Annotated in this window: 18 protein-coding genes and 1 riboswitch; of the genes, 6 read left to right on the top strand and 12 right to left on the bottom strand. The window is 38.0% G+C overall.

Going from position 1 to position 26,732, the window contains the following annotated elements; all coding sequences use genetic code 11:
• Window positions 1-60: 60 nt before the first annotated feature.
• Window positions 61-1,458, bottom strand: coding sequence for a hypothetical protein (locus tag H4J66_RS04365; RefSeq protein WP_182171076.1), 1,398 nt, complete (start codon window positions 1,456-1,458; stop codon window positions 61-63).
• A 181-nt stretch (window positions 1,459-1,639) separates the two neighbouring features.
• A complete protein-coding gene (locus tag H4J66_RS04360) occupies window positions 1,640-3,079 on the bottom strand; it encodes a hypothetical protein (protein ID WP_220463201.1) in 1,440 nt (479 codons plus the stop codon).
• Window positions 3,080-3,544: 465 nt separating this feature from the next.
• Between H4J66_RS04360 and pepN the strand changes: the two genes are divergently transcribed.
• Window positions 3,545-6,244 carry an aminopeptidase N gene (gene pepN / locus H4J66_RS04355; RefSeq protein WP_182171074.1) on the top strand — a complete coding sequence of 900 codons (2,700 nt, stop codon included), beginning with the start codon at window positions 3,545-3,547 and terminating at the stop codon, window positions 6,242-6,244.
• A gap of 80 nt (window positions 6,245-6,324) precedes the next feature.
• Here the strand turns inward: pepN and kdsB are convergent, their stop codons facing one another.
• The 5 genes from kdsB to H4J66_RS04330 form a co-directional block, all read right to left on the bottom strand.
• Window positions 6,325-7,104 carry a 3-deoxy-manno-octulosonate cytidylyltransferase gene (gene kdsB, locus H4J66_RS04350; protein ID WP_182171071.1) on the bottom strand — a complete coding sequence of 260 codons (780 nt, stop codon included), beginning with the start codon at window positions 7,102-7,104 and terminating at the stop codon, window positions 6,325-6,327.
• Between the two features lie 22 nt (window positions 7,105-7,126).
• The gene (locus H4J66_RS04345) at window positions 7,127-7,306 is read right to left on the bottom strand and encodes a Trm112 family protein (RefSeq protein WP_070376055.1); all 180 of its coding nucleotides are present in this window, start codon (window positions 7,304-7,306) and stop codon (window positions 7,127-7,129) included.
• 33 nt (window positions 7,307-7,339) lie between these two features.
• On the bottom strand, window positions 7,340-8,428 hold the full coding sequence (gene lpxK, locus H4J66_RS04340; protein WP_182171068.1) for a tetraacyldisaccharide 4'-kinase: 1,089 nt from the start codon (window positions 8,426-8,428) through the stop codon (window positions 7,340-7,342).
• 21 nt (window positions 8,429-8,449) lie between these two features.
• The gene (gene msbA, locus H4J66_RS04335) at window positions 8,450-10,210 is read right to left on the bottom strand and encodes a lipid A export permease/ATP-binding protein MsbA (protein ID WP_182171065.1); all 1,761 of its coding nucleotides are present in this window, start codon (window positions 10,208-10,210) and stop codon (window positions 8,450-8,452) included.
• Between the two features lie 92 nt (window positions 10,211-10,302).
• Window positions 10,303-12,768: a DNA internalization-related competence protein ComEC/Rec2 gene (locus H4J66_RS04330; protein WP_182171063.1), complete on the bottom strand. Its 2,466-nt coding sequence runs from the start codon at window positions 12,766-12,768 to the stop codon at window positions 10,303-10,305.
• Between the two features lie 61 nt (window positions 12,769-12,829).
• Between H4J66_RS04330 and H4J66_RS04325 the strand changes: the two genes are divergently transcribed.
• A complete protein-coding gene (locus tag H4J66_RS04325) occupies window positions 12,830-13,342 on the top strand; it encodes a DUF2062 domain-containing protein (RefSeq protein ID WP_182171061.1) in 513 nt (170 codons plus the stop codon).
• A gap of 64 nt (window positions 13,343-13,406) precedes the next feature.
• Here the strand turns inward: H4J66_RS04325 and lolE are convergent, their stop codons facing one another.
• Genes lolE through H4J66_RS04310 form a run of 3 tightly spaced genes read right to left on the bottom strand, consistent with a single transcriptional unit; the run spans window position 13,407 to window position 16,621 of the window.
• Window positions 13,407-14,696, bottom strand: a complete 1,290-nt coding sequence (gene lolE / locus H4J66_RS04320) for a lipoprotein-releasing ABC transporter permease subunit LolE (protein ID WP_182171059.1) — start codon at window positions 14,694-14,696, stop codon at window positions 13,407-13,409.
• 10 nt (window positions 14,697-14,706) lie between these two features.
• Window positions 14,707-15,390 carry a lipoprotein-releasing ABC transporter ATP-binding protein LolD gene (lolD, locus tag H4J66_RS04315; protein WP_070376049.1) on the bottom strand — a complete coding sequence of 228 codons (684 nt, stop codon included), beginning with the start codon at window positions 15,388-15,390 and terminating at the stop codon, window positions 14,707-14,709.
• Window positions 15,383-16,621 carry a lipoprotein-releasing ABC transporter permease subunit gene (locus tag H4J66_RS04310; protein ID WP_182171057.1) on the bottom strand — a complete coding sequence of 413 codons (1,239 nt, stop codon included), beginning with the start codon at window positions 16,619-16,621 and terminating at the stop codon, window positions 15,383-15,385. The genes lolD and H4J66_RS04310 overlap by 8 nt, the downstream gene beginning before the upstream one ends.
• 330 nt (window positions 16,622-16,951) lie before the next feature.
• Here H4J66_RS04310 and H4J66_RS04305 point away from each other — a divergent pair, with 330 nt between their 5' ends.
• Together H4J66_RS04305 and cobO are read left to right on the top strand one after the other, a co-directional pair.
• Window positions 16,952-19,024, top strand: a complete 2,073-nt coding sequence (locus tag H4J66_RS04305) for a M13 family metallopeptidase (protein ID WP_070376047.1) — start codon at window positions 16,952-16,954, stop codon at window positions 19,022-19,024.
• A gap of 152 nt (window positions 19,025-19,176) precedes the next feature.
• Window positions 19,177-19,321, top strand: a riboswitch (cobalamin riboswitch).
• 122 nt (window positions 19,322-19,443) lie between these two features.
• Window positions 19,444-20,049: a cob(I)yrinic acid a,c-diamide adenosyltransferase gene (gene cobO, locus H4J66_RS04300; RefSeq protein ID WP_070376046.1), complete on the top strand. Its 606-nt coding sequence runs from the start codon at window positions 19,444-19,446 to the stop codon at window positions 20,047-20,049.
• 388 nt (window positions 20,050-20,437) lie between these two features.
• On the opposite strand, the gene H4J66_RS04295 is transcribed toward cobO, so the two are convergent.
• Both H4J66_RS04295 and H4J66_RS04290 read right to left on the bottom strand, forming a co-directional pair.
• Window positions 20,438-22,633 carry a penicillin acylase family protein gene (locus H4J66_RS04295; protein WP_182171055.1) on the bottom strand — a complete coding sequence of 732 codons (2,196 nt, stop codon included), beginning with the start codon at window positions 22,631-22,633 and terminating at the stop codon, window positions 20,438-20,440.
• A 728-nt stretch (window positions 22,634-23,361) separates the two neighbouring features.
• Window positions 23,362-24,528, bottom strand: coding sequence for a methyl-accepting chemotaxis protein (locus H4J66_RS04290; protein ID WP_182171053.1), 1,167 nt, complete (start codon window positions 24,526-24,528; stop codon window positions 23,362-23,364).
• 680 nt (window positions 24,529-25,208) lie between these two features.
• Here H4J66_RS04290 and can point away from each other — a divergent pair.
• Window positions 25,209-25,808: a carbonate dehydratase gene (gene can, locus H4J66_RS04285; protein ID WP_182171052.1), complete on the top strand. Its 600-nt coding sequence runs from the start codon at window positions 25,209-25,211 to the stop codon at window positions 25,806-25,808.
• A 3-nt stretch (window positions 25,809-25,811) separates the two neighbouring features.
• The gene (gene cobA, locus H4J66_RS04280) at window positions 25,812-26,618 is read left to right on the top strand and encodes a uroporphyrinogen-III C-methyltransferase (RefSeq protein WP_182171049.1); all 807 of its coding nucleotides are present in this window, start codon (window positions 25,812-25,814) and stop codon (window positions 26,616-26,618) included.
• Window positions 26,619-26,732: the final 114 nt, after the last annotated feature.

Here is a 26,732-nt window from a genome sequence, read left to right as displayed (position 1 = left end):
CAGAAACGGGTATGAATAAAAAACGGCGCTTTATAGCGCCGTTTTTATATAAAAGTAAACTTATTTTTTTATTGATATATGATAATTTTTTACATTATTAGCAAAAGAGTTATTATTTTTATTTTGATAGTACAATAAATAATTTTCATATTTATCAGTATCTTCACTTTGTACCAAATCTGTACTGGTACCCAATACAAGGGTGTCATCATTAATAATACTGTCATAACCAGATAAAGCCATAGTTACCGGTAATTGCCCCGTAATTCGTCCATAACTTGTCCATTTAGCTGGCATAGGTGTATTTTTTTCGGGATGGTAAGCTTGATAATTGACAGTAATTATAGCCAAAGGATAATTAGCAACATTACTGTAATTATAGCTCCAGTCTGATTTAATCTCTGAGAAATAAATATCATCAACATCTGGTTTTTTAGTCGTCGCGGCTAAGGCAAAACTAGTGTTGAAAGCTGAAGAAATAACTTGATGCTGGCTCGATATTTTTATTTGACCAAAAGCAGAATCAGTTTCAGATAAAATAACCTCTGCATTTGATTGATAAACAGTTTCTGAAACGTATAAATGGCTATTAAATAAATCAACTGAGTTATCATCTTCAAGCACTTTTGTTGCAAAATGTGCCTGCCCCAAAAATAACTGTTGTGTTGTAAAAGGCTGATGATTTTTATTTAAGCCAATTTGTTCAATGGCGGCGAAAGCTGAGAGTTGCCATACAGCTTGATTGTCGCTATTGACGACTGTTTGACTAAAATCATCAATAAAGCCAGCAGCACCCAAAACGTTACTGTTATTTCCGGTACCAACAAGCGAGAAAGAATGTAGTGGCCAGGCGCCATCAATTACTCGGCAAGCTTCAACATTAATAAAGTCAGTGCGTTGTGAGTCTATCGCTTCAGTGCTGGTAAATGTTGCGGAGCTAGTTACTTGAGTAATATCAGAGATAGGGGTATGTGACACTTCAACATTTCGAGTGATACATTCACAATTAGCATCAACAACTTTACTGATATGTTCTGCCTGATAAATGGCGGGCGTTGTTGCTTTTACCTGATGAAAACTAACAAAATCTAAACCTTCCACTTTTCCTTCTTGCTGAGTTTTAGCAACAAGTGTGTAATTTATGAGTTCATTGTCTGATAAAAAACTAAAAAGTCCATCAGCGTTTGGCTGTAACTTTGTAACAACACTCCAATCATTATTTTGAATAAACAACTCAGCATCAACAAACGGTAGTTTTTCGCCACATTTATTGGTCAGTGTAGACGTTAATGAAAAAGCATAACTTTTTGGCGCTGTTGGGGTCGTATTATCGCTGCCACCACCTCCTCCACATGCTTGTATACCCAAAAAGATAGGCAGTAATAAAAGTGTTTTTTTATAATTGTTTAACAATGAGTTTATTGGGCGGTTTTGTAGCTGAAATAATTTTAATAGCATATCAAGAATTCTTCCTAAGTTTAGCGATCCATTACAGTAATTATAAAGTAATCACCACTAAGACTTAAAGCACTAATATCATCGAGTCTTGTATTCATTATAAAAAATGATATTTTAGCTTTATATAAAGAAAAAAGATCAGCAAATGCTGATCTTTTGATATTGAAATTAAGTGTTAAGTTTATTTTTGCTGATAGAAAGCTGACATGGCTTTATATAATGAATATAAGTCAACTTTTGAACCTACCGCATAAGGAGAGTGAATTGACAAAATGGGTACACCAAAATCAATTACTTCCATATTGTCATTAGACAAATCGCTACCAATAGTTCCGCCAGAAGCTTTACCTTTATAGGTCGATGTTTGCCATTTGATTTTATTATTATCTAAGTAATTACGTGTCCATGCCATGTACTCTGAGTTAGCATTAAAACCACCACCGTACAGTTTCAAGTTAATACCGTTACCTAAACGTGGCGCATTGCCTAATTCCCAAACACCAGCCCAATTAGGATTAACACCCGGGTTAACATCCGCTGAAATAACTTTGGTATTACGCAAAACTTTACGTAACTGGTAATCGTTATAATCGTCACCCATTTGGTTGTATAACAAGCCACTTAACATATCAACAAGATAACTTGAGCTTGCCCCGGTATTATTAATATTGCCCACTTCTTCGTTATCCACTAAAAAGGCAACCGAGGTATACTCTGGAATTTTCTGTTCAAAGATGGCAGTAACAGCGGCAATAGAGCTTGCCTTATCATCTTGGCCATAAGCAGCGATCATGCTGCGATCAAAGCCAACATCGCGAGGTTTAGTTGCTGGTACTAAGGCTAATTCAGCAGACACTAAGTCTTCGACTGAAATGTCATACTCTGTTTTTAAGAAATCGGTGATCAATTCTTTTATTGATTTATCTAAGTCAGGCTTAGCTGCGATAATAACATCAAGTTCTTCTTTCTTGATCACATCACGACTTTTACGATCCCTGTTTGGATGATCAACATGCGGGGCTAAATCAGGTACCATAAAGATGGGATCGTTTTCATCAAAGCCAACAGAGATATTAACAACTGTCCCGTCTTTTTTGTCAACGCGGCCAACCAGCGCTAAAGGGATATTGACCCATTGATAGGTTTTAATACCACCATGAACATAAGTCTGCAGCATAGCAAACTTCTCTTTTTCATAAAGCGGTCGTCCTTTAAGTTCTAGGCGAGGTGAATCAATATGAGCGCCAACAATACGAGTACCTTGCTCAAGGCCTTTTTTACCAATAACAATTAATGAAATAGTACGGTCACGATTGACGTCATAAAAACGAGCACCTGGCTTTAAGTTACTTTTTTCAGACAAACGCTTAAAACCTTGTTTCTCAGCACGTTTTATAGTTTCTGTAACAAAGGTCAATTCTGTTGGTGTTTGATAAATAAAAGTTTTGTAATCGGTCGCATATTTTTCAACGGCAACTAACTCACTTTCAGATAAATTTAACCAGGTTGATGGTGAAACTTTCTTTGCTTGATCTTTTTCAGCTGTATCTGCATAACTCTGACCAGAAAGGGCCATAGTACTTATTATTGCGATGCTTGTTAGGGTTCTTTTTATGTTCATTATTATTTCTTTTAATTAATAGCTCCTGATTATAATAAAGAGAAGTAACGTCTCCTTACAAGGTTTATTCGTTTGAACCGATAGAAAATAAGATGAACGTCGACATTTTAATCTCCATATTACAATAAATGCTCATCGCTTTGATCAATATTACTCAACACAATTAATTTTTGACGTAATGTAGCAAACAAAAACAATAAAAAGTGAATAACAAACAGCACCTATTTGACATGACTAAATATTAATAAAATACTGGCACCACAATGTTTTAATTAAAAAAGTAGATAAAAATAAGTTAATAAAAGCAAGCCTTGCTAAAAATCAGTTGAAATTCGATCAACTCCATTATTTACGCGATGACTGAAGTAGATTTCCCCCGCTTATATGATATAAATACTGAGGTATTTTAAATGAAAAGTGTTTCCACTAGGAAATCTTAAAAATAATAAAGTAGGATCTGGGTAAATGACATTAAATAAATCTCAAATAGCTAAGGCGCTGTCCATTGCTATTATAAGCTCAAGTGTTGTACTGATGGGCTGTGAAAAAGCAGACACAGCAAGCAACTCAGCAGTCGCTGAAACCATACAGCAAACAAGTTTATTACGTACTCAAAGTGAATCACTTGAAGCAGTTTATGCTGAGATGCGTGCTAAACAAGTCAGCAACGTTAGCTATAAGTTAAGTGTGACGATTGATAATAAAAGCGAAAGTTTTTCTGGCTCTACCGAGTTACTCTTTGATTTAGTAGAGAACAATCAAAATGATTTAACCATAGATTTTGATGAAGGCACCATAAACTCATTAAAAGTGAATGGTAAAGTAGTTAAGTTTAGCTATGAAAAATGGTTTATCACTATTCCTGCTAGCGAATTAACAGCGGGTAAGCAAAGTATTACTATAGATTACCAACGTCCTTACTCTACTGACGGCTCTGGTTTCCATCGTTTTGTTGACCCTAAAAATGGTGAAGTTTACTTATACACCGATTTTGAACCTTATGACGCGAACCGATTATTTCCTCATTTTGATCAACCTGATTTAAAAGCCAGCTACGAAATACAAGTAACCGCTCCCGCTCATTGGCAAATAATTAGCGCAACTCGCGAAACAACGATTAGCGAAAACGGTGATAACAAAGTATGGTCATTCCCTGCTTCAGCAAGATTCTCTTCTTATGTTTTCTCTCTTCATGCAGGTAATTACGCTGTATGGGAAGATGATTTTGAAGGGATGAAATTGCGTTTATTTGCTCGTCAAAGTTTAGCCGAATACGTTAAAACTGACGAATGGTTTATCCCAACCAAACAAAGTTTTGCCTTCTTCAATAAGTACTTTGATGTGAAATACCCTTTTGGCAAATATGACCAAATTGTTGCACCTGACTTTAATGCCGGTGCTATGGAAAACGTTGCTGCGGTTACATTCAATGAAGGCTATATTGCACGTGGAGAGAAATCAACCAGTGCTCGCATGAGTCTTGCTAATGTTATTGCTCATGAAATGGCACACATGTGGTTTGGTGATTTAGTTACCATGCGCTGGTGGAACGGCTTATGGTTAAATGAAAGTTTTGCTACTTATATGGCCAACTTAGCTATTGCAGAAGCCAGCGACTTTGAGAACAACTGGGATGTATTCTACTCTGGTACTAAACAATGGGCTTACCGCACTGATGACTCAGTGAACACTCATGCGATAGAATTACCGGTTGCTTCTACGGGTGTTGCTTTGTCAAATTTTGACGGTATTACCTACGGTAAGGGCGCATCAGTATTAAAGCAGTTGCCTTATTATTTAGGTGAAGAGAACTTCCGCATTGGTGTTAGCAATTACTTGAAAAAGTTTTCTTACCAAAATACTGATTTAGACGATTTCATTGGTGAACTTGGCAAAGCTGCAGATAAAGATATGACCCAGTGGACACAAGACTGGTTATATAATGCAGGTTTAAACACCATCAAAGTTAATTACCAATGTAGTGATGGTAAAATTAGTGAGTTTGCGATAAACCAAACAGCACCAGATGGTTACCCAACATTACGTGAACAACGTGTTCAAATTGGTTTATACAATGTTAGTGCTGATGGCACTGCGATTAACTTAACCTCTGCAACACCTATTATGTATAAAGGTGCAACCACTGAGATCAAGGCTGTGATAGGTCAAGCATGTCCTGATTTGGTTTATCCAAACGAAGCCGATTGGGGTTACGTAAAAGTAGATCTTGATGAAAAGTCATTGGCATCAGCACAAAAACACATTAATGCTATTGATAATGCCACCATGCGCTTAATGCTATGGCAGAGTTTGTCTGACAGCGTCAACGATGCAAACTTAGCCGCTGACCAGTTGGTAACGTTTGCCATGGCTAATATTGAGGGTGAAAGCGATTATAACGTATCGCGTAAAATTGCGAGTACCTTAACCTCGGCTTTAGGCTTTCTAACTGTTGCAACACGCTTAGAGCAAAAAGATTATACGGCACTTTATATGGACGTTGAAAACTTATACTTACGTTTATTAGAAAATGCCGAAGCGGGTTCAGATTTCCAAAAACTTTGGTATGGTCGTTATGTTGGTGTAACGAAAACAACTAAGCATTTAAATCGCTTACAAAATATTTTGAACGGTGAAAAAAGTTTTGATGGTATTACCATAGATCAAGACAAGCGCTGGACATTAATTGCTAAAATGAACCGTTACCTACATGGTAATTACCAAGCATTATTGAGCACTGAAGCCAAAAAAGACATTACCGATTCAGGTGTTAAAAGTGCTATTTATGCAGAAGTTATTCGACCTGAGGCTGAAGTTAAAGAAAAATGGTTTAACATCGTTATTAATAACCCTGACAAACTAAAACTTTCTACCCTTCGTTATATTATGTGGGGTTTATTCCCTGGTGAGCAACAAGCTTTAGAAGCGCCATATAAAGCTAAAATTCTCGCACACATCCCTAAATTAAATGAAGGAAGTGATTTAGGTTTATTAGAGTCTTTTGCTGATAGCATGTTACCGACACAATGTAATGCAGCCAGTGAAGCAGAATTAGCACAACTGATTAAAGACTACAGTGGTATGAAGCCACAAGTGTTAAAGACAGTCAAAGCTAGCCATCAACAAATTGGTCGCTGTGTTAAAGCGCTTGAACTATTAAAATAATATTTCATTAGCGTAATAAAAAGGCCTTATGTGAAAACATAAGGCCTTTTTTATTTTATTTTATTTTATTTTATAAAAAATTAAAGCGTTAAAGCGTAAGCTCTAGCTTTTTCTAGGTCTTCTGGCGTATCAACCCCTTCAACCGCTAAACGAGTTTCGGCTACCGCAACATGAATTTTTTCACCTTGCCATAATACGCGCAGTTGTTCTAAAGACTCAATTTGCTCTAATTGACTGGCCGGCCATTGCACGTAATCTTTAATGAACCCAGCTCGATATGCGTAGATACCAATATGGCGTAAGTAAAAATCGCCAATAGCGGCGACACTTTTCTCATTAAGAAAACGATCTCTGTCATAAGGGATCGTCGAACGGCTAAAGTACATCGCATAACCGTGTTTATCTGTTAACACTTTAACCGCGTTAGGATTAAAAGCCTCATCGACGTCATGAATACGCACAGCAAGTGTCGCCATTCTAGCTTGTTGCTGATTTGTTCTCTGCTGGTCTGCTAAATTTCTGGCAACTTGCGCAATATTTTCAGCGGGAATAAAAGGCTCATCCCCCTGAACATTAACGATAACCTGATCATCGTCAAAGTTATAAATGTTCATCACTTCGGCTAAACGTTCGGTACCCGATTGATGATCGGCACGAGTTTTACAAACCTCGCCACCAAATGCTAATACCGCTTCTTCAACCTGCTTATTATCAGTGGCGACAATCACTTGGCTAGCACCACTTTGCTGGGCTTTTTCAACAACCCATTGGATCATCGGCTTACCATTAATATCGGCTAAGACTTTTCCCGGTAAACGAGACGACTCAAACCGAGCAGGTATTACAACAATAAAAGACATTTAATTCTCCAAATACATTTAATTAGTCATTTTCGGTAATACGGCGCGCTTCACTTTCTAACAAGACCGGAATGCCTTTTTCAATAGCGTAAGCAAGGCGGTCGAATCTACAGATTAATTCTTGTTGTTCTTTATTGTAATCAAGTTTGCCCTTGCATGCTGGACAAGCTAATATTTCCATTAGTTTTACGTCAAATGCCATGTTTATTCTCTTATTTATCAGTTTATTGATTAGTTAACTTAGCGTGAATCTAGCCTTAATACGGCTCAGTTTATCTGCTTTTACTTTGTCAAATAGCGCGTCTAAAAATGGCGTTATTTGTTTATTTTCAATATGGGCATCAACCGGTAAATACCACCAGTTATTTTTAGCAAAAGACGTACATTTTACCGCGTCTTTTTCTGTCATCAAAAGTGGAATATCGTCAGAAAAACTGACAAATTGCGCTTCATTGTAATGCTGGTGATCTTTGAAGCCTACTGATGATTCAAGACTAAAGCCACTATCAACTAAAGTTTTAAAAAAACGACTAGGGTCACCAATACCGGCGATAGCATTGATACGCTTAGTGTGACTTTCGTTATCATTAAACTGTTGATAAAAATCAGTTAATGATAGCTGCTGCTTGGTTTTAACATTAACCACCGTTTTTGCCATTAAGGTCATTGTTATTTGTGGTGTACCAACTGGATAAACTTTATTATCGGTTGGCGTTGCGCCATTAAAGATAAGCGCGTCGACTGTTTTCAAACGCCATAAACCTTCACGTAATGGCCCTGCGGGTAATAACAAGCCATTTCCAAACACGCGTTTACCGTCAATAACAATAAGCTCAAAATCTCGTTCTAAGCGATAGTGTTGTAAACCATCGTCAGCAATAATAACGTCGCAGCCTTGCTGCATTAACAACCTGGCACTCGCCACTCGATCGCCGCCAACCACAACAGGAATACGATGGCGTTGATAAATTAATAAAGGCTCATCGCCTGTTTCAGCTGCGGTACTGCTTGCATTGAGTAAGTAGGGATAGTGCGGTGCTTGTCCACCATAACCTCGACTAATAACGCCAACTTTCATGTTTTGTGCAAAGCATTGCTTAATTAAGTACAAAACCACCGGTGTTTTACCGTTACCACCAATACCAATATTACCCACCACCACCACAGGGATATCGATACCAAAAGATTTAAAAAAATACAGTTGATAGCATTTTCGTCGCAACGCGGATAGCAACCAAAAAATAACAGTTAACGGTAACAATAACGGCACGAGCAGCCATTTAGCTGGGTGTTGAAAAAACCAAACCTTTTCAATTAAGCGCATAGCAAAATCTCAACCGTCATTTTATTCGCTAAATTGAAAGTTGTGTAATTTTGCATAAGCACCTTCTTTTGCTAATAACGTTTGATGATCGCCCTGTTCAAGAATTTTACCTTGTTCCATAACAATAATTTTATCGGCATTTTCAATGGTAGACAAGCGATGAGCAATAACAATACAGGTACGATCTTTTTGTAAAACTTGCAAAGCATCTTGAATATGACGTTCTGACTCGGTATCTAATGCACTGGTTGCTTCATCAAGAATTAAAAAAGGTGCATCACACAATAATGCTCGAGCGATAGCAACACGTTGGCGTTGTCCACCAGAAAGTAAAGCACCATTGTCACCAATGTTAGTATCTATTCCGTCAACCATATTTTCTGCAAACTCAAGCACATGAGCACTTTTAGCCGCAGCTAAAACTTCGTCACGACTGGCGTTGGGTTTACCATAGGCAATATTATTAGCGATAGAGTCATTAAATAACACCACCTGCTGAGAAACATAAGCAAACTGAGCACGTAAGTCTTTCAACTTGTATGAGGTAATGTCTTTTCCATCAATTAATACTTTACCCGCTGTTGCATCATAAAAGCGCAGCAAAATTGCACTGGCGGTTGATTTTCCACTCCCCGAGCGACCAACCAAAGCCACTGTTTCGCCAGCATTCGCGGTAAAGCTTAGTTGAGTAAGCGCTAATTTTTCGTCATTAGTATAAGAAAAATTAACTTGTTCAAAAGCAAGTGTTCCTTTGGCTTTATCAAGTGATTGTTGGCCCGTGTCTTTTTCATTTTCTTGGTCAAGCACCGCAAAAATACTAACACAAGCCGCCATACCATTTTGAAAGTCACTGTTAACCGTAGTTAATAACTTTAAGGGTCTCAGTAGCATAGTCATACAAGTAATCACCGTTATGAAAATCCCTGGCGTTAAACTGGCTTTCATACTTTCTAAATTGGCAACGTAAAGTACAAACGCTAACGCAAAAGAGGCGATAATTTGTATCAAGGGTACGCTGAAAGATTTAGTGGCCACCATCTTCATGCGCTGTTGACGATTATGTTTATTTATCTGACCAAAACGTTCGAACTCACGTTCTTGTCCGCCAAAGGTTAAGACCACCTTATGCGCGTTAAAGGTCTGCTCGGCAGCAGAAGTGACTTCACCCATCGCATTTTGAATTTTTTTACTAACTTGGCGAAAACGTTTCGAAACCACAGTAACAATAATAGCGATGATAGGAGTTATAAGGAGGAATATTGCTGATAACTGCCAACTGTTATAAAACATAACCGCGAGAAAACCAATCACCATAGCGCCTTGTTGCACTAAGGTAAGTAATGCTTTACTGGTTGCATTAAGGACTTGTTCGGTATCAAAGGTCAGTTTAGAGATTAACGTTCCAGTAGACTCTTTATCATGAAAAGTCACCGGTAGCGCCATAATGTGTTCGAATAAGTTTTGTCTTAAATCGGTAACGACATTATTACCCACCCAAGCTAAACAATAATTACCAAAGAAATGGCAGATACCTCGGATAATAAAACAAACAATAACAAAAAGGGGGGCCCACTTCATAAAGTTAGGATTAGCATCAGTTAAACCATCATCGATTAATGGCTGTAACTGCGAGAAAAATAAAGTGTCGATACCGGCGTAGCCAAGCATCCCTAATATAGCGATGACAAACCCTGCTTTGTAAGGTTTAGCATAACTCATTAAGCGTTTAAAATTTTGCCACGTTGTGGCTTGTGCGGCTACTTTGCTTTTACTTGCTAACATTCAGTCTCTCTGTGACTTCGCGATTAATTATTCATATCCAAGCCATTTTAGCGTTATTTCTTAGTTGCAACCAACTAATAATATTTACAACGTTAATTAGCAAACCAATATGGCTTGATATGCAGACGATAAGATTGAATTTCAAGAGCTTGTTCGGTAATGTTTATGCGGATCATTCCATGTTCAGCAGTTGCATACGGCGTTACATTGAGCTGATGATAACGTTTAAGTACCGCTTTATTAGGCATCTTCCATCGATTCATAAAACCCGCGCTAAAGATAACGGCCTCGGGTGAAACCGCTTTAATAAACCCCGTACTTGATGAGGTTTTAGAGCCATGGTGCGGCGCAACAATAACATCAGCTTTTAACTGATTAGCGATTTCAGTATTAGCGATTTCAGTATTAGCGACCAGTATTTTTTCAACTTTATGAGGAATATCACCCGTTAATAGCACCTTATATTTACCATCAGAAATATGGATCACGCACGAATTATCATTTTCTTTATCTTCAATAACCACCGGCCACAACACAGAAAAAGTGAGACCTTGCCAAGAGAAATCATCGCCTTGTTTACAACTGTGCATGTTAACAAAACTATACCTGCCAACATCTTCTACCGGTTGATTATACTTGATGTGCTTAACGATAATTTTATTTAGCGCCACTTTTTTATCGATAAAAGCCAAGCCACCAGCATGATCGTTATCAGCATGACTTAACAGTAAATAGTCAAGAGTGGTCAAGCCTTGATACTGTAAATAAGGAAAAATCACACTTTCTGCCAAGTTAAATCCACTAGGATAACTTGCCCCTGTATCGTATAAAATAGCCTGTCCATGCCTTTCAATAACAACCGCTAACCCTTGCCCCACATCAAGGACACTCACTTGCCAGTCATCATTTTTTTGTTGGTCATTAACAAACACATAACTGAATAAAAAAGTAAGTGATACTGCAACAACCAGTATTTTTTTGGGTAAGGCTAGAAAATAACTGATGAAGCATAAACCGGTGATTATCAAAACAACCACTAACGTCTGATGGTTAACGTCGATAAACAGCCATTGTTGGCTCGATAAGTAACGTAGCCACTGCCAAATAAATGTTAATGATATTAACGATAACTCAAGAAAAAATATAGCCAGCGCTTCACTAAAAGGCATAGCAACCACAGCCAATAAACATAACGGAATAGCGGTAAAACTCATCCAAGGCACGGCAATAATATTAGCAAGTAATGCAGAAAGAGGTAGTTGATGATTTAATAAAGCCGCCACAGGCAACATAAATAATGTTAAACCTAGCTGTATAATCATTAAAGAAAGGAGCCAAGCTTTTATTTTTTCAACTTTACCATCACCAGATGTTAACAGTAACTTTCGACATCGCCAGATAACCAATAATATCAGTGATACCGCATAAACACTTAGCCAAAAACTGACACTAAATAGACTAAAAGGTGATATTAATATAATGCAAACGATACTCAGTAATAACCAACGTATTATTGTTAATTTAACCCCCAATAACTTAGCGCAAATAAATATTTGCATCATGATCAAGGCACGCAATGTAGGTAAAGAAAAGCCGGCGAGATAAGCATAAAATAGTGCAATTAAGCTACTAAAAACGAAAGCCACGATACGACTGTTCTTTTTTACCACCCATAACTTGCCTTTTTCAGATAACAGTAAGTAAAACGGACTATAGCTAAAAAACATCAAGATGAATCCAAAAGCACCACTGGCAATTAAGCCTAAGTGTAAGCCAGAAATAGCCATTAAATGCTGTGTTCCTGTTGCTTGTAAAACTTGCCATTGCTCAGCGGTAATTTTGCCACGTTCGCCAAAGGTAAGAGCAAAAATAAAATGGTGCAGATCGTTTGTCAAAGCCAATGAGTCTATTAATTCATTGAGTTGTAGGTACAAATTTTGACGATAACTAGGCTGCGCTGCTATTAATTTATTTTTTGCTGAATGTTTTACATAGCCAGTAGCATGGAGTTCCTTTTGTCTTAACCATGTTTGATAGCTAAAACCGCCAACATTTGCAAAACCATGGGCAGGTTTTACTCGCACCATAAGTTGCCATTTCTGGCCTTGGTTAATCTTAGTAACTTTTTTTAAGTGATACGGTTTAACAGACTTATGATCCCAGCGGAGACGAATATTTATCTTTGATTGAAGTTTTTGTTGATTGACTTCTTCAACAACAAAATTAAAACGTGATACTTGTTTGGTCGTTTCATCCTTGTTTGTTTTACGCGTTAATGACTTTGGAATATTAGCAATCACACCTTTTACCGTTAAGGTTGTACCGAAAAAATCATCTGTAATTAGGCTATTAACTTGCCATATATTTTGATAAACGAAGCCAGCATAGAGTAACCAAGCACAGCCAAAAAAGAGCCCACTATAACTCCGTAACCTTTTGATGAGACAAAAAATGACAGCAAAACAAAAACAAATATAAACTTGCGAAATGTCTGGTACTATCGGTAAGAATAGTGACAAAATAGCACCGATAAAAAATGTAAATAGCCACCGTTCCATAGTGATTAATTTCCGTATCTGTCTAATCGATAAATAAAGCCTAGATAATATAAGTAAGTATATGCCTAAAAAACTCTTCAAGCGTTATATGCCGGATCACAACACCATAAAAAATAATAAACATTTAAAAATTTTTGGTGCGTCATTGCATAACCCCAACTTATGGCATTTAAACCGTAATTCTGTCGCAAAAGCTTTTGCCGTAGGTTTATTTTTTGCCTTTATCCCGGTACCTTTTCAAATGGTTTTAGCTGCTGGTGTTGCTATTATAGTACATTCGAATTTGCCACTTTCTGTTGCACTCGTTTGGATAACTAATCCGCTCACAATACCCGCAATTTTTTATGGCTGTTATATGGTTGGCATCTGGCTACTAGGCCGATCTGAAAAAGAATTTGTATTTGAAGCGAATTGGCAATGGCTGGTTGATAGTTTATCAACTATTGGACCAGCATTTTTACTTGGCTGTGGCGTGCTAGCGGTACTTTTCTCGCTAATAGGTTATTTTTCCATACATGGTCTATGGCGATATTCTGTTATCAAACAATGGAATAAACGTAAAAGTAGAAAGTAAAAATCTGCTCTAGTCTCGCGTTGGTTATAAAAATTATCGGTTAATAATATAAAAGTGAAACCCGCTACATTTGTCCTAACACCTGCGCTGGCTCAACTTTAGTTGCTTGCCATGCGGGGTAAATAGTCGCCAGTAGACTCATCAGTAAAGCCGTACAAACAGTGATTACAACATCAGCTTGGCTTAAGTGAGTGGGAAGAAAGTCGATAAAATAGATATCGCCTGATAACACTTTTACATTAAGAAGTGTTTCTACTGCGGTAACAATATCAGTTAAATTTAATGAGATAACAATACCTAACACTGTCCCCACTAGACAACCCACGACTCCATTAACCAGTCCTTGAAACATAAAGGTCATCATTATAACACTCGCTGGTGCCCCCATAGTTTTTAAAATAGCGATATCACCTTTTTTCTCATTGACCGCCATGATCAGCGTTGAAACAATATTAAAACTTGCTACCGCTATGACTAATATTAAGACAATAAACATCACTAAGCGCACAAGCTGTATATCATTAAAAATATGCCCGTGACTTCGTGTCCAATCATAAATGGCAACATAAGTATCATCAAAGCTATAAGCAACATCACGTGTTACCTGCGGCGCTTGAAAAACATCAGCTACTTTTATGCGAATTCCCTGAACTTGCCCCTTATCGAGATTTACCATTTTTTCGGCATGCTCAAGTGAAAGATATACAGAGTTTTCGTCAATCGTACCGCCAAATTTAAAAATGCCAACAACGTTGACTTGGTGCTTAACCGGCACCGGAAATTTAGCACTCGCTTGCTGGTTACTTTTTTGGGCGATGACATTCGATAGTAACAATTGTAGTGAGTCACCTAACTCAAGTTGTAATTTTTTTGCAACTCCGGATCCGATAATAACACCGACCGTAGGGGTTTCGGTATTTTCATTATCGACGATCGCTTGCCAGCTGCCGGCAATCATATAATCGGCAATAGTAGAAACTTGCTGTTCTAACTTTACATCGACACCACGCACAGCAACGGCTTTGAGTTCACTACCATGTTGCATCATACCGGTAAGTTTTATCACAGGTGCAGCGGCTATCACTTGTGGATGTTGTTGTGCTTTCGCCACGTGTTTTTGCCAGTTATCTATCGGCGTATTAATAGCAATTAGCTCGCCGTGAGGGATAACCGACAGCAAATGTTGCGCTAATGCTCGCTCAAAACCGTTCATTGCTGAGAGCACAATAATCAATACCATTACACCAAGCGCAATACCGATAGTGGAAGATGCTGAAATAAACGAAGAGAAGCCATTACCGTTTCGGCTACGCACATAACGTAAGCCTAAAAATAAACTTAATGATTGGGTCATTTAAAAAGCCTTAACTTTCAAGGGGCGCTAACCGGCCGTGCGATAAACGTAGTTGGCGATCCATTCTGGCAGCAAGTATTAAGTCATGGGTAACAATAACAAAACTGGTGTTTACTGTTTTATTAAGGTCACGTAATAACTGATATATTTGCTCTGCAGTATCAAAGTCTAAATTCCCTGTTGGTTCATCAGCTAATATTAACGAAGGTTTAGTCACTAATGCCCGAGCAATAGCTACACGTTGACGTTCACCACCAGAAAGCGCTGAGGGCCGGTGCTCAAAGCGATGACTTAACCCAACCTGTGTGAGCATTTCTTGTGCAGCAGCTAAGGCCGCTTTAGGTGAATCCCCGCGAATCAGTAAAGGCATTGCCACGTTTTCTTGTGCTGAAAACTCCATCATTAAATGATGGAATTGATAAATAAAACCAATATGTTTATTGCGAAATTTAGCACGTTGCTTGTCAGATAACTGGTGGATATCAACACCGCTAATAAAGACCTGCCCTGAAGACGGAGAATCTAGTGCTCCAGCTATATGTAAAAAAGTACTTTTACCACAACCAGAGCTGCCCACTATAGCAACAAGTTCACCCGCATCTACTGACAAATCAAGCCCGTCTAAGACTTTGGTTTCAATGCTACCTTGATAATATGACTTTGATAATTGCTGACAAAGTAAACCTTTACTCATTTCGTAAAACCTCGGCAGGCTCTGTTAAAGAAGCCTGATAAGCGGGATATAATGTAGCAATAAAACTCATCGCTAACGCTGATAAAACAATACTAAACACATTATTCACTGATAGTTCGACGGGCAAAGACTGCCCTGCTCCCAATAAATTAACACCGAGAAGGGTAAATATAGTGTTTAAATTTAAGGTTAGTATGGCGCCAACCACAGTACCGATAGTGACGCCCCAAAAACCATTAACTAAACCTTGAGTAATAAATATTTTTACCACGCCAAGGCGATCTAGCCCAAGTGTTTGTAAAATACTAATTTCACCCTTTTTTTCGATAACAACCATCACTAAAGCGGAAACAATATTAAACGCGGCAACGGCAATAATTAAGCTCAACATCAACCACATCATATTTTTCTCCATGCGCACAGCAGAAAATAAAGCGCCTTGAGTATCGCGCCATGTCGTAAAATCATACTGTGGATATTGTTGTTTTAAACGTTTGACCACTTGCTCAGCAGCAAAAGCATCATCAAGATACAAACGAAGTTTTTCAACGCCATCACCTCTTTGTCGATGAAGTTTTGCGCCATCTTTACTGTGAATATAGACCAGTCCTTCATCAACTTGTGAGCCAACACTAAAAATACCAGCGATGGTAAAAGTGCGTTGCACCGGAATTCTCCCCATTGGGGTAAAAACGGTTTTATTAGGCAGTGTTAAACGTATTTTATCACCCAAATCGACATCAAGTTGTCTTGCTAACGACTGTCCGATAACAATGGCAAAGCTCTGTGTCGATAGATTATCTAAATGTCCTGATACCATAGAGTTGTTAACAATATTGTGCTGCTCGAATTCAGGCATGATTCCTTGAATGAGTACACCGCGTAATGCGCCAGAATTAGCTTGTATGAGTGCTTCACTTTCCAACAAAGGAGTAACTTCTTTAACTTTAGGCGTAAGTAATAATTGTTCACGTAGGATTTGCCATGTAGGTAAAGCATTGTTTTTGTTTTGCAGAGGTTGATTGGCGACGACAATATGGGGAACTAGACCCAATATTCTCCGTTTTTGTTCACCTTCTAAACCGTCCATAACGGAAACAACTGTGATCAATGATGCGACACCCAGGACGATACCGACAATGGAGAAAAAAGTGATAAAGGATACAAATCCAGAACTTTTACGGCTACGACTATAGCGTAGCCCAATGAAAAAACTGACGGGTTGAAACATTAATTAAACTTCATCTTATGTTATTCAGTAAGAGAACTATTACTCTATAAGTAGCCACAGCATAGCACAGTCAATGTTTTATTTGGCAGCAAAAAAGCCAATAATTAATATTGATAAAAATCAAAGTTAAAAATATTACGATTATTTTCAATTAGTTAAATAAAAAAATAAAAAAGTCATCAGGCTTAATGTACAAAATAAAATACGGCACTGCTGATACATTATGTAAAAATTCATGTCCAAATCTAGTAAAAAGCCCTGTAACCCTTTAGTATCAATGCGTTTACCATTTTATAACCATATTCTTTACTTAATAATAATGAGATTACCATGAAAAAAATAATAACAGGTGCAGTCTGTTCTTCGTTATTGTTGCTTGCCGCTTGCAACGACAATCCAGAAAGCACTGAGACAACTAAGCAAGAAATGCCTATCATGCAAAAAACTGCATTAGCTTCAGGTATCGACAAAGCAACAATGGACTTATCCGTTCGTCCGCAAGACAACTTTTATCGTTATGTAAACGGTGCTTGGTTGAACGCTAATGAAATCCCTGGAGACAAAACGTCAATTGGTGCCTTTTATGACTTACGTGACGAAGCTGATGACAATGTAAAAGTAATCATTGAAGAATTAGCAGCAACAGAAAATTTAAAAATGGGCAGCGACGAACAAAAAGTAGCTGACTTATTCCGTTCATATATGAACATGGATGCACGTAATACTGCAGGTACGGCTCCTATTCAACCATTATTTGATAGCATCAATGGTTTAAAAGACAAGAATGAACTTGCAACATTTTTTGGTGAAAATCAAAAAAATGGTGTCGGTAGTCCGTTAGCGTTTTATATTAGCGTTGACGGTAAAGACTCAACTCGCTATGCCACTCATATTTGGCAAACAGGTTTAGGCTTACCCGACAGAGATTACTACTTTGATGAAACCGAACGCTTTGCCGCATTGCGTAAAGGTTATGTTGCTCATATTGAAAATATGTTCAATTTAGCTGGTTTGAAGAACGGTAAAGCTGCTGCGCAAACGGTCATGGCAATTGAAACTAAATTAGCAGGTTTTCATTGGACAAAAATTGAAACTCGTGACAGCAGTAAAACTTACAATAAATTCGATGTCGCTGACTTAAATACAGTTACTGATGCATTTAACTGGAATGCTTACCTTGCTGCTCAAGGCGTATCAGCGCAAAAAGACATCATTATTAACCAACCTTCATTTGTTAAAGGTTTTGGCGAAATATTTGCAGCAACCCCATTAGCTGATTGGCAAACTTACTTAACTTTCCATACCTTAAGTAACTTTGCTGGTTCTTTAACCGCTGACTTAGATAATGAAAACTTTGACTTTTATTCTCAGCAGTTAAGAGGACAAAAAGAACAACGTCCAATGTGGAAGCGTGGTGTTGGCGTAGTTAACAGCAATTTAGGTGAGGTTATTGGTAAAGTTTATGTGAGCCGTCACTTTAAGCCTGAAGCTAAAACCCGTATGACACAACTTGTTGAAAACTTACGCGGAGCATATGGTGCAAGTATTGATGAACTAGAGTGGATGTCTGATTCAACTAAAAAAGCTGCCCATGTTAAACTAGCAAGCTTTGATCCTAAAATTGGTTACCCAAATAAGTGGGAAGACTACTCCGCACTTGTTATTAAAGGTGATGACTTAGTGGGCAATAAAATGCGTTCTGGTAGTGTTTCTCATCAAAAAGAAGTCGCTAAGTTAGGTGGTCCAATTGATAAGCAAGAATGGGGCATGACGCCGCAAACTGTTAATGCTTATTACAATCCAACTAAGAATGAAATTGTTTTCCCTGCAGCCATATTACAACCACCATTTTTCAACTTAGCTGCTGACGATGCGGTTAACTATGGCGGTATTGGCGCGGTTATCGGTCATGAAATGGGTCACGGATTTGACGACCAAGGGAGTAAGTATGATGGCGACGGTAACATGCGTAACTGGTGGACTGAAGCAGATTTAGCGGCCTTTAAAGTTCGCACCGATGACTTGGTAAAACAATACGATGGCTATTCAGTATTTGAAGACTTAAATGTAAACGGTTCTTTAACACTGGGCGAGAATATTGGTGATTTATCAGGGGTAACTATCGCGTATAAAGCTTATATTGCTTCATTAAATGGTAAAGAAGCACCAGTAATTGACGGACTAACTGGCGATCAACGTTTCTTCATGGGCTTTGCTCAAGTATGGCGTGGAAAAAAGGTTGAGAAATCATTACGTAATCAAGTAGCAACTGACCCTCATTCACCTGGTGAGTTCCGTGCATTAGGTTCTTTATCTAACATGCCTGAATTCTACAAAGCGTTTAACGTTAAAGAAGGTGATGCTATGTATATCGCCCCTGAGAAACGTGTAAAAATTTGGTAAGCCAATGGCTTAGTTAAATAACGTTCTTATTAGAAAAATACTAAAATGCCAACAACTATTGTTGGCATTTTTATTACTGAAAATTCCTTGCCTTAGATTCTATTTATCAAAAACATAAAATCAATGATGTTTAATACCGCTAGATATTGTAAATAATTATAAATCTCGTAAACTAACGCAACGTAAACGTGTTTAGGGAATAAGGTGAGAAACCTTGACTGTTCCCGCAACTGTAAATTGTAGTGACTTAAGAGTTGCCAATGAGTCAGCATACCTATCCACAATAAGATTACCACCATTAACATCAATAAAATCGTGCGGGAATACACGGTAAATTGCTATTTTTTAAGGGACCCCCTTAACGTTAGCCTTGCCTTTTCTCCTCTTTAAAAAAACTATAATTACCCATAGGAATACTCATGGTTGACGAAACACAAAAAAGTGAAAAACACCAAGCACGCATGCAAAAAGTAAAAGACAAAGTTGATGCAAGAGTTGATGCTGCCACTGATGAACGCGGTATATTAATTGTAATTACAGGTAACGGTAAGGGTAAGTCAACATCAGGATTTGGCACGCTAACTCGCGCAGTAGGACACGGTCTAAACGCAGCAGCCATTCAGTTTATAAAAGGCACTTGGGCTTGTGGCGAAAGAAATGTCCTAGAAAAGCTCGGCGTACCTTTTCACGTGATGGCAACAGGGTTTACTTGGAATACACAAGATAAATCAACCGATATTGCCGCTGCTCAACTTGTTTGGAAAGAAGCAAAGAAACTATTAGCTGACGAAACCGTTGATGTTGTGCTACTTGATGAACTGACTTATATGTTGTCGTTTAAATACCTTGATCTTGATGAAGTACTAGACGCCATCGCTAATCGCCCGCCTATGCAACATGTAATAGCCACAGGCCGTGGCGCACACCGTTCACTCTTAGAATTAGCTGATACAGTAAGTGAAGTGCAATCGATTAAACATGCTTTTGATAATAATATAAAAGCACAAAAAGGTATTGATTGGTAATAACTCAGCACCCAGATAGCAGTTCAGCCATGTTGATACCAACTCCGTCATGCTGATACCAACTCCGTCATGCTGAATTTATTTCAGTATCAGCATGACGATATCACGACCGATTGATCCCTTCAGATCACATTTACCACAAAGCCGGCCTATCTTAATTTATTTTAATAAGTAGTCCGCTTAGCCACCATTGCTGCCAGTCACAAGATTAAAAATGATGGTTGCATTTTCAGTGATAAATGACGTTTTACAGATTGTTTTTATCACCATCCGCAACCAATAAAAAATGTATATCACACTGTATTCTTACTCGACGTTTTTATTCATCAAATGTGGCGAGTCATTCAAAGTTTTGCCTCATGTTTTGAATTTAAGTGTTTCAATATAGTTATTTATTAACCTTTTTTCTAGTTCCAGGGCGATAATATTCCTCAGTATTCGCTTTAATGTCAGTGTCATAATAATAAACGTCACGTAAAACACCATCGGAATAATCAGCTACTTGATCAGCAAAATGTGGCGAATTTACATCACCACTCTGCCCACCTGCCGTTATGGCTTTTGCCGTTATTTTTTTACCAAAATTAACAACTGCGACAAATGAGTTACCGCGTGTACCATAGTTTTTCTTTGAGTCATTAAAGGTACGCTGACCATAAGCCGCTAAACTTCCCCAACGCGCAGAAGTAAATGCCACAGGAACACTAGGTTTGTTATCATCAAACGGCTGTACAATGTCTCCTGTTATTCGTTGAAAGCGATTAATTTCCCCCCACGCCATATCCCATTGACCAAAATCAGCGGTCAATTTAGCAAGACCTGCACGTAAAGCATCTAGCTTCTCAGTTGCTGAGGTTTTATTCTCCATATATTCATAAATATTTATTTTATTAGCACGAGCAGGTTCTGAAGACATTCGCATTAACTCACGTCCCCAATAAATTGCTACAGACGTTTCGACACTATCAACAGCATAGCGTAAGTCCCATGCTTTTAATTTCTTCATGGCAGCGGCTAAATCAACTTTATCCTCAGCTTTAGCATTGTCATAAGCTTTCAATAAGCTCGGAATTAATGGTTCGAAAGCGGTTAAATAACTATCGTAAGCAGCAGCTATTAGGCTATCAAGGGTAAAATCCTTACTGTTTTCTAAAACGCGAAGGGCATGTAGACCTCGAGGGTTCTCAGTATAAGTAGACATATATGATGGATAATCTGCTTTTTTAGGACTTTGTGCCCCACTCATAGAGAATGGCCAGTTATTCGTATTTTGTAGCCAACCAACACTAGGGTTAAACTGATTTATTGATTCATCAACGCTGTGAATTCCTTGCCACTCTGTCGCTGAGGTACTGCCATCTAAAGGCTTAGTCCAATCAAACGTAGGATCTCGTTTAGGGATGAAATTACCATGGAAAAAGCCAATATTACCATCAGCATCAGCATAAACCGTATTATTCGATGAGTTAGTATGGTATTCCATGTTTTTCTTATAGCTTGCTAAACCATCTGTTTTAGTACGCTCGTAAGATTGTATCAGCGCCTTCATTGGCTCTTCCATAATAGCCATAGCCACCCATTTATCACCTTCGGCCCGTACAATAGGACCATGATGGGAATGATAAGCAGTGACTTGCTTGGTTGCCATGCCCTCTTCTCCATTCGCTAGAAAGGTTTTGTAAGGTATACTGATAACAGATGTCGCCATTTTGAGCCACTTATCATCATAAAAATAATAAACCCCGTCGTCACGCTCTTCTACAGTTTCTAAATATTCATCAATAAAATCAGAGCCTGTCGAGGTATGCATCCAACCATTTCTTTCATTAAAGCCCTGATAAACAAAAAATTGCCCCCAAGTAACAGCACCATAGGCATTCAGACCCTCGTCACTTTTCATATGCAATTCTGCACGAAAGTAAAATGAAGTATGAGGGTTAATAAGTAACATTGCATTACCCGAGGCTGTATTTTTAGGACCAATAGCAAAACCATTGGAGCCTTGCGGTTCTTTGGTTAAGTCGAGCTTTTCATCAGGAATATTGATTATTTTATCACCATAGAAGTTTTCTAAGCGGTTAAGGCGCGCGCGTTCAATGTCACCACCAATACTGCCTTCAGAAAAAGTTAATGCCATCCAAGGTTCAAAACGTTTCAGTACTTTAGGTTTAACCTGTGGGTGGGTGTGCAAATAATAATTTAAACCATCAGCCCAAGCATTCATCAGTTTTTTTAACCATAACGGGCTTGTTTCATACATGGCTTTAATTTCATCAGGGCGAATAAATAATTTCATCCGTAAATCACGATAAATTTCCGACTCACCTTCTGCCTCAGCCAAACGTCCCATAGCGTTTAAAAAATTAATTTCTATACGATTAAAATCATCTTCCGCTTGCGCGTAGATCATTCCAAAGACAGCATCGGCATCTGTAGAGCCATAAATATGTGGTATTCCCCAGTTGTCTCGCGTGATAGTAACTTTATCAGCAGTTGCTTGCCAAAGTTCTACTTCTGTTGTTTCTTTTGGATTTTGAGAACAGGCTGAAATAAAAATAGTGACAGCGATTATAATTTTCTTCATGTGATACCTTAAAATAAAATGATTATTTCCAACGAAGATAAAAGTAAAATATATTGATCAAAACACCTAGGCAAACTGATTGCAAAAGGTCGAAAAGAGAATAGTTGAAATCAAAGTCAGCTTGCCACGCATATTGGTATACATCAACCTGAAAGATCTAAAATCAAAAATGATCCAACTAAATTTGATTCGATTGTTATCATGAAGTCTTAGCGTTAATTGGATCAGACTTACTACCGATGATTCAGGACTATAGGCTTTTAATCATCGGGGAAAATCACACACACCGTCTAGTTCATAGAGCTTGTAGAGGCTATAGACTTAAAGTGGAGTTAGAAATTAATGAATTGCTAACTATAATGCATATAAAGTGATCATTAATATTGCTTGCTGAAGATCAGAGATTTTGACTGAAATGCAATTTCTAAAAAACAAGTTAATCTGTTTATCGCCTTTTAAAAGGCAACTGTTGAAAATGATGCCAATATCAAACATTATGCGACGTCTGTGCAGCTTCACTCGCATCGACATACACGAAAGTAATAATGCCATGGATTGCTAGGAATGGTCTTGCTGTGTAAACATCGTCACGCCTTTATGTCGATATGCAAGGATGTACTTAAGATGTTTATGAAAAAATCATCACCGTTTATCCTGAACATAAAAAAGCCCATGTTTAAATGGGCTTATGATAAAACGTTACTCTCGGTGCTTTTACATGCTACTTTCTAAACACAAATCCTATTTAAGGTCGTAGCAACATCAACAGATACCTTTTGCTGTTGCTCTGCATGCTGGGCAACAGAACTTAAGCCATTAGTGATATCTCGACTCAAAGAGGCAACTTCAGCCATATTGGTATTAACCGCTGCAGTTGATTGCTGTTGCTGTTCAGTGCCACTAGCAATTTGAGAGGTTAAGGCATTCACCTCTTTAAAGACTCGACCTATTTGCTCTAACGCTTCAACCACTTCGGCTGAATGTGTCAGACTGTCTTGCGTCAATGCTTGACCACGCGAAATCGCCGTTACAGCATTCGTTGATTTCTCTTGCAAACCTTCAACCATTGAATGAATTTCAACCGTTGCTTCTTGTGTTCTATGCGCAAGTGCTCTTACTTCATCGGCAACAACCGCGAAACCACGTCCTTGCTCACCCGCTCGCGCTGCTTCTATCGCTGCATTTAATGCGAGTAAGTTTGTTTGGTCGGCAATGCCACGAATAACATCCAGAACAGAACCGATATTAGAACACTCTGTTTGCAGTAGCGCTAAGTCTGTCGCCATTTCGGTCACTTCTTTAGAAAAAGCTTCAATGGTTTGCTGACTGGTATTTGAAGAAGTTGTCCCGTGCGATAAAATGTCAATAACTTGATTAGTCGTCTCACTTACCTGTGAAGCACTCTCTGAAAGTATACTAGACGTTGACGCGACTTCATCAATAGAGTGAGCCATAAGTTCTATTTGACGGGCAGAATCATCAACGGCTCTCACTGAATCTGTCATTTGTGTGGCCAATAAAAATGACCCCTCTTTTAACGATTCAGACTCGGTTCGCAACTCAGCAAGCACATCGGATAAATCTCCAATAAAAGCACTAAGCTCATTGGTGACTTGAGCGAGCTCATCATTACCATCATCGACTAATGGGCCAGGAGGCGCCTGCTTAGTACTCACAACAAGCGTTAAGTAATGAAGTAAGTTTGTTAATCGAGACGACAGCTGACTTTGAGTAAATATATAACCTGATATTAATTGGGCAATCACTAATAGAGATAATATACCGATAACAAACGGCTTACTTAACTCATCTGTAAATAGCAAAATAAATAATACAGCTAATAATCCAAAAACAGCAGTCGGTATAAGTAATTTCACGCTTAAGCGAGTAAACATAGAGTATCCATGATGTTAGTTTAAAAAAATAGCTGAGATTAAAGCTACTTGTCTTTATTTCCTTATAAATTACCTATTATTTAGCAGTTTTGCTAATAATATTTACTAATTTATGCCATTCAACAAAAATCAGCTGTTATTTTAATGATACTGAGTAACAATTGATTGTGGAACATTCAATGTTATCTGCCAACACTTATAATATTATGCTAAGTGTTGGCGGATAAATAAAAAGAGAAAGATAATAAAGTAGATTCATGACAATAAAGAGTTTGGCTAAAATCAAAGCCAAAATTTATTTTTATTGGGACATAAACCATTTAATTTTTCCTTTAAAACGACATGATTAAAAGTCTTAGCTATTTGCTTTGCTTAAATTCACTTAAATCGCCCTTTTTTAGCTAATAGATAAGTTGATTTCTTCTTAGTCAGGACACCAAACTCAGCTACTTTGGTTATTTTTCTTTTTCGTCCAACGGCTTTCGTTTTTGTATTACTAAAATTTTCGCTCACATAAGGTTGAGATGACTCTGCCTAGTTAAGTTTTCATAATATCGCCAGTTATGGCTAAGTGCCCAACTAAATGGATATACATCATAAATAATTGATATCACATTTATCTTTCACTTCTTGGTGTATTCTCATAAAATCAATGAATAGATTATTTAACAAGGCATTCCGTGACTTCAATTCAACATTTGTTCGACAATAATCAGCAGTGGGCTGAAAAGATAAAAAAAGCAGACCCCGATTTTTTTAAACGCTTGTCAGAACAACAAAAACCCAAATATTTATGGATAGGTTGCTCTGACTCAAGAGTACCAGCCAATGAATTGCTCGGTATGTCACCAGGTGAAGTGTTTGTTCATCGTAATATTGCTAATCAAGTTATCCATACCGATTTAAATTGCCTTTCTGTTATTCAATTTGCTGTAGAAAACCTAAAAGTTAAACATATAATAGTATGTGGTCACTATGGCTGTGGCGGTATTACAGCATCCATTGATAATAAGCGTCATGGGCTAATCGATAATTGGTTAGGCCATATTAAAGATGTTTATCGTTTTCACAAAGAGCGCCTTGATGCCGTTGAAGACCAGCAAACAAAGGTCAACTTACTTTGTGAACTCAATGTAATTGAGCAGGTAGCCAATGTTTGTCATACCACTACATTAGTCAGTGCCTGGAATGCCAATCAAGATGTCACCGTACACGGCTTTGTCTATAATATACACGACGGTATTTTGAAGAACTTAAACGTTTCTTCTAATGGTAAATAACCAATGACCCTAATGATGCCTGACTCACCAAACAGTAAACAACCTTTTGCTCGTGGCGAAGTCGCTTTAGTTGGCGCGGGTCCTGGCGATCCTGATTTACTCACCTTACAAGCTTTTCGTTTCATTAAACAAGCCGAAGTCGCCATTTATGACCGATTAGTAAGTGCTGAAATATTAGCGTTATTACCCGAAAATTGTCAGCGAATTTATGTCGGTAAAAAACAAGCAGAACACAGAGTCCCCCAAGACAAAATTAATCAGTTATTAGTTGATTATGCTAAACAAAACAAAAAAGTTTTACGCTTAAAAGGCGGCGATCCTTTTGTTTTTGGTCGAGGAGGTGAAGAAGCACAATATACCTTAAAAAATGGTATCGCTTGTCATATTGTACCAGGAATGACCGCGGCCTCTGCTTGCACTAGCTATGTAGGTATCCCTTTAACGCATAGACAAGTCGCACAAAGTTGCACATTTATTACTGGTAACGTCCAAGACAATGGTGAATTATCACTGCCATGGCACACGCTTAACGATAATAAACAAACCGTTGTCTTTTATATGGGGATCAAAAGCTTACCCATCATCAGTGATCAACTAATTAAGGCGGGTCGTAAGGCTTCAACACCCGCAGCATTGATTTATAAAGGAACAAATCCAGAACAACAAGTTTACCGAGGTACGTTAGTGGGATTGAACCACTTAGTTGAATTACATGATATAAAACCACCAACATTAGTCATTATTGGTGATGTTATTAACACCTTTGATGAGAAGCGCTTGATGAATTTAGGTTATTTATCACCAGAATAATACTAAACACCTAAAAAATCGTTTAAGAAAATCAAGCTCTGCACTGCGCCAATATTAATCATATTGTTCGGTTTATATTAAGAATTATAATAACAATTACCCACTCTTTTGATA

Source organism: Colwellia sp. MB3u-55 (assembly GCF_014076785.1).
GTDB lineage: Bacteria > Pseudomonadota > Gammaproteobacteria > Enterobacterales > Alteromonadaceae > Colwellia_A.
The sequence above is the reverse complement of the archived record's forward strand: the minus strand, read 5'-3'. Positions and strand labels throughout refer to the sequence as shown.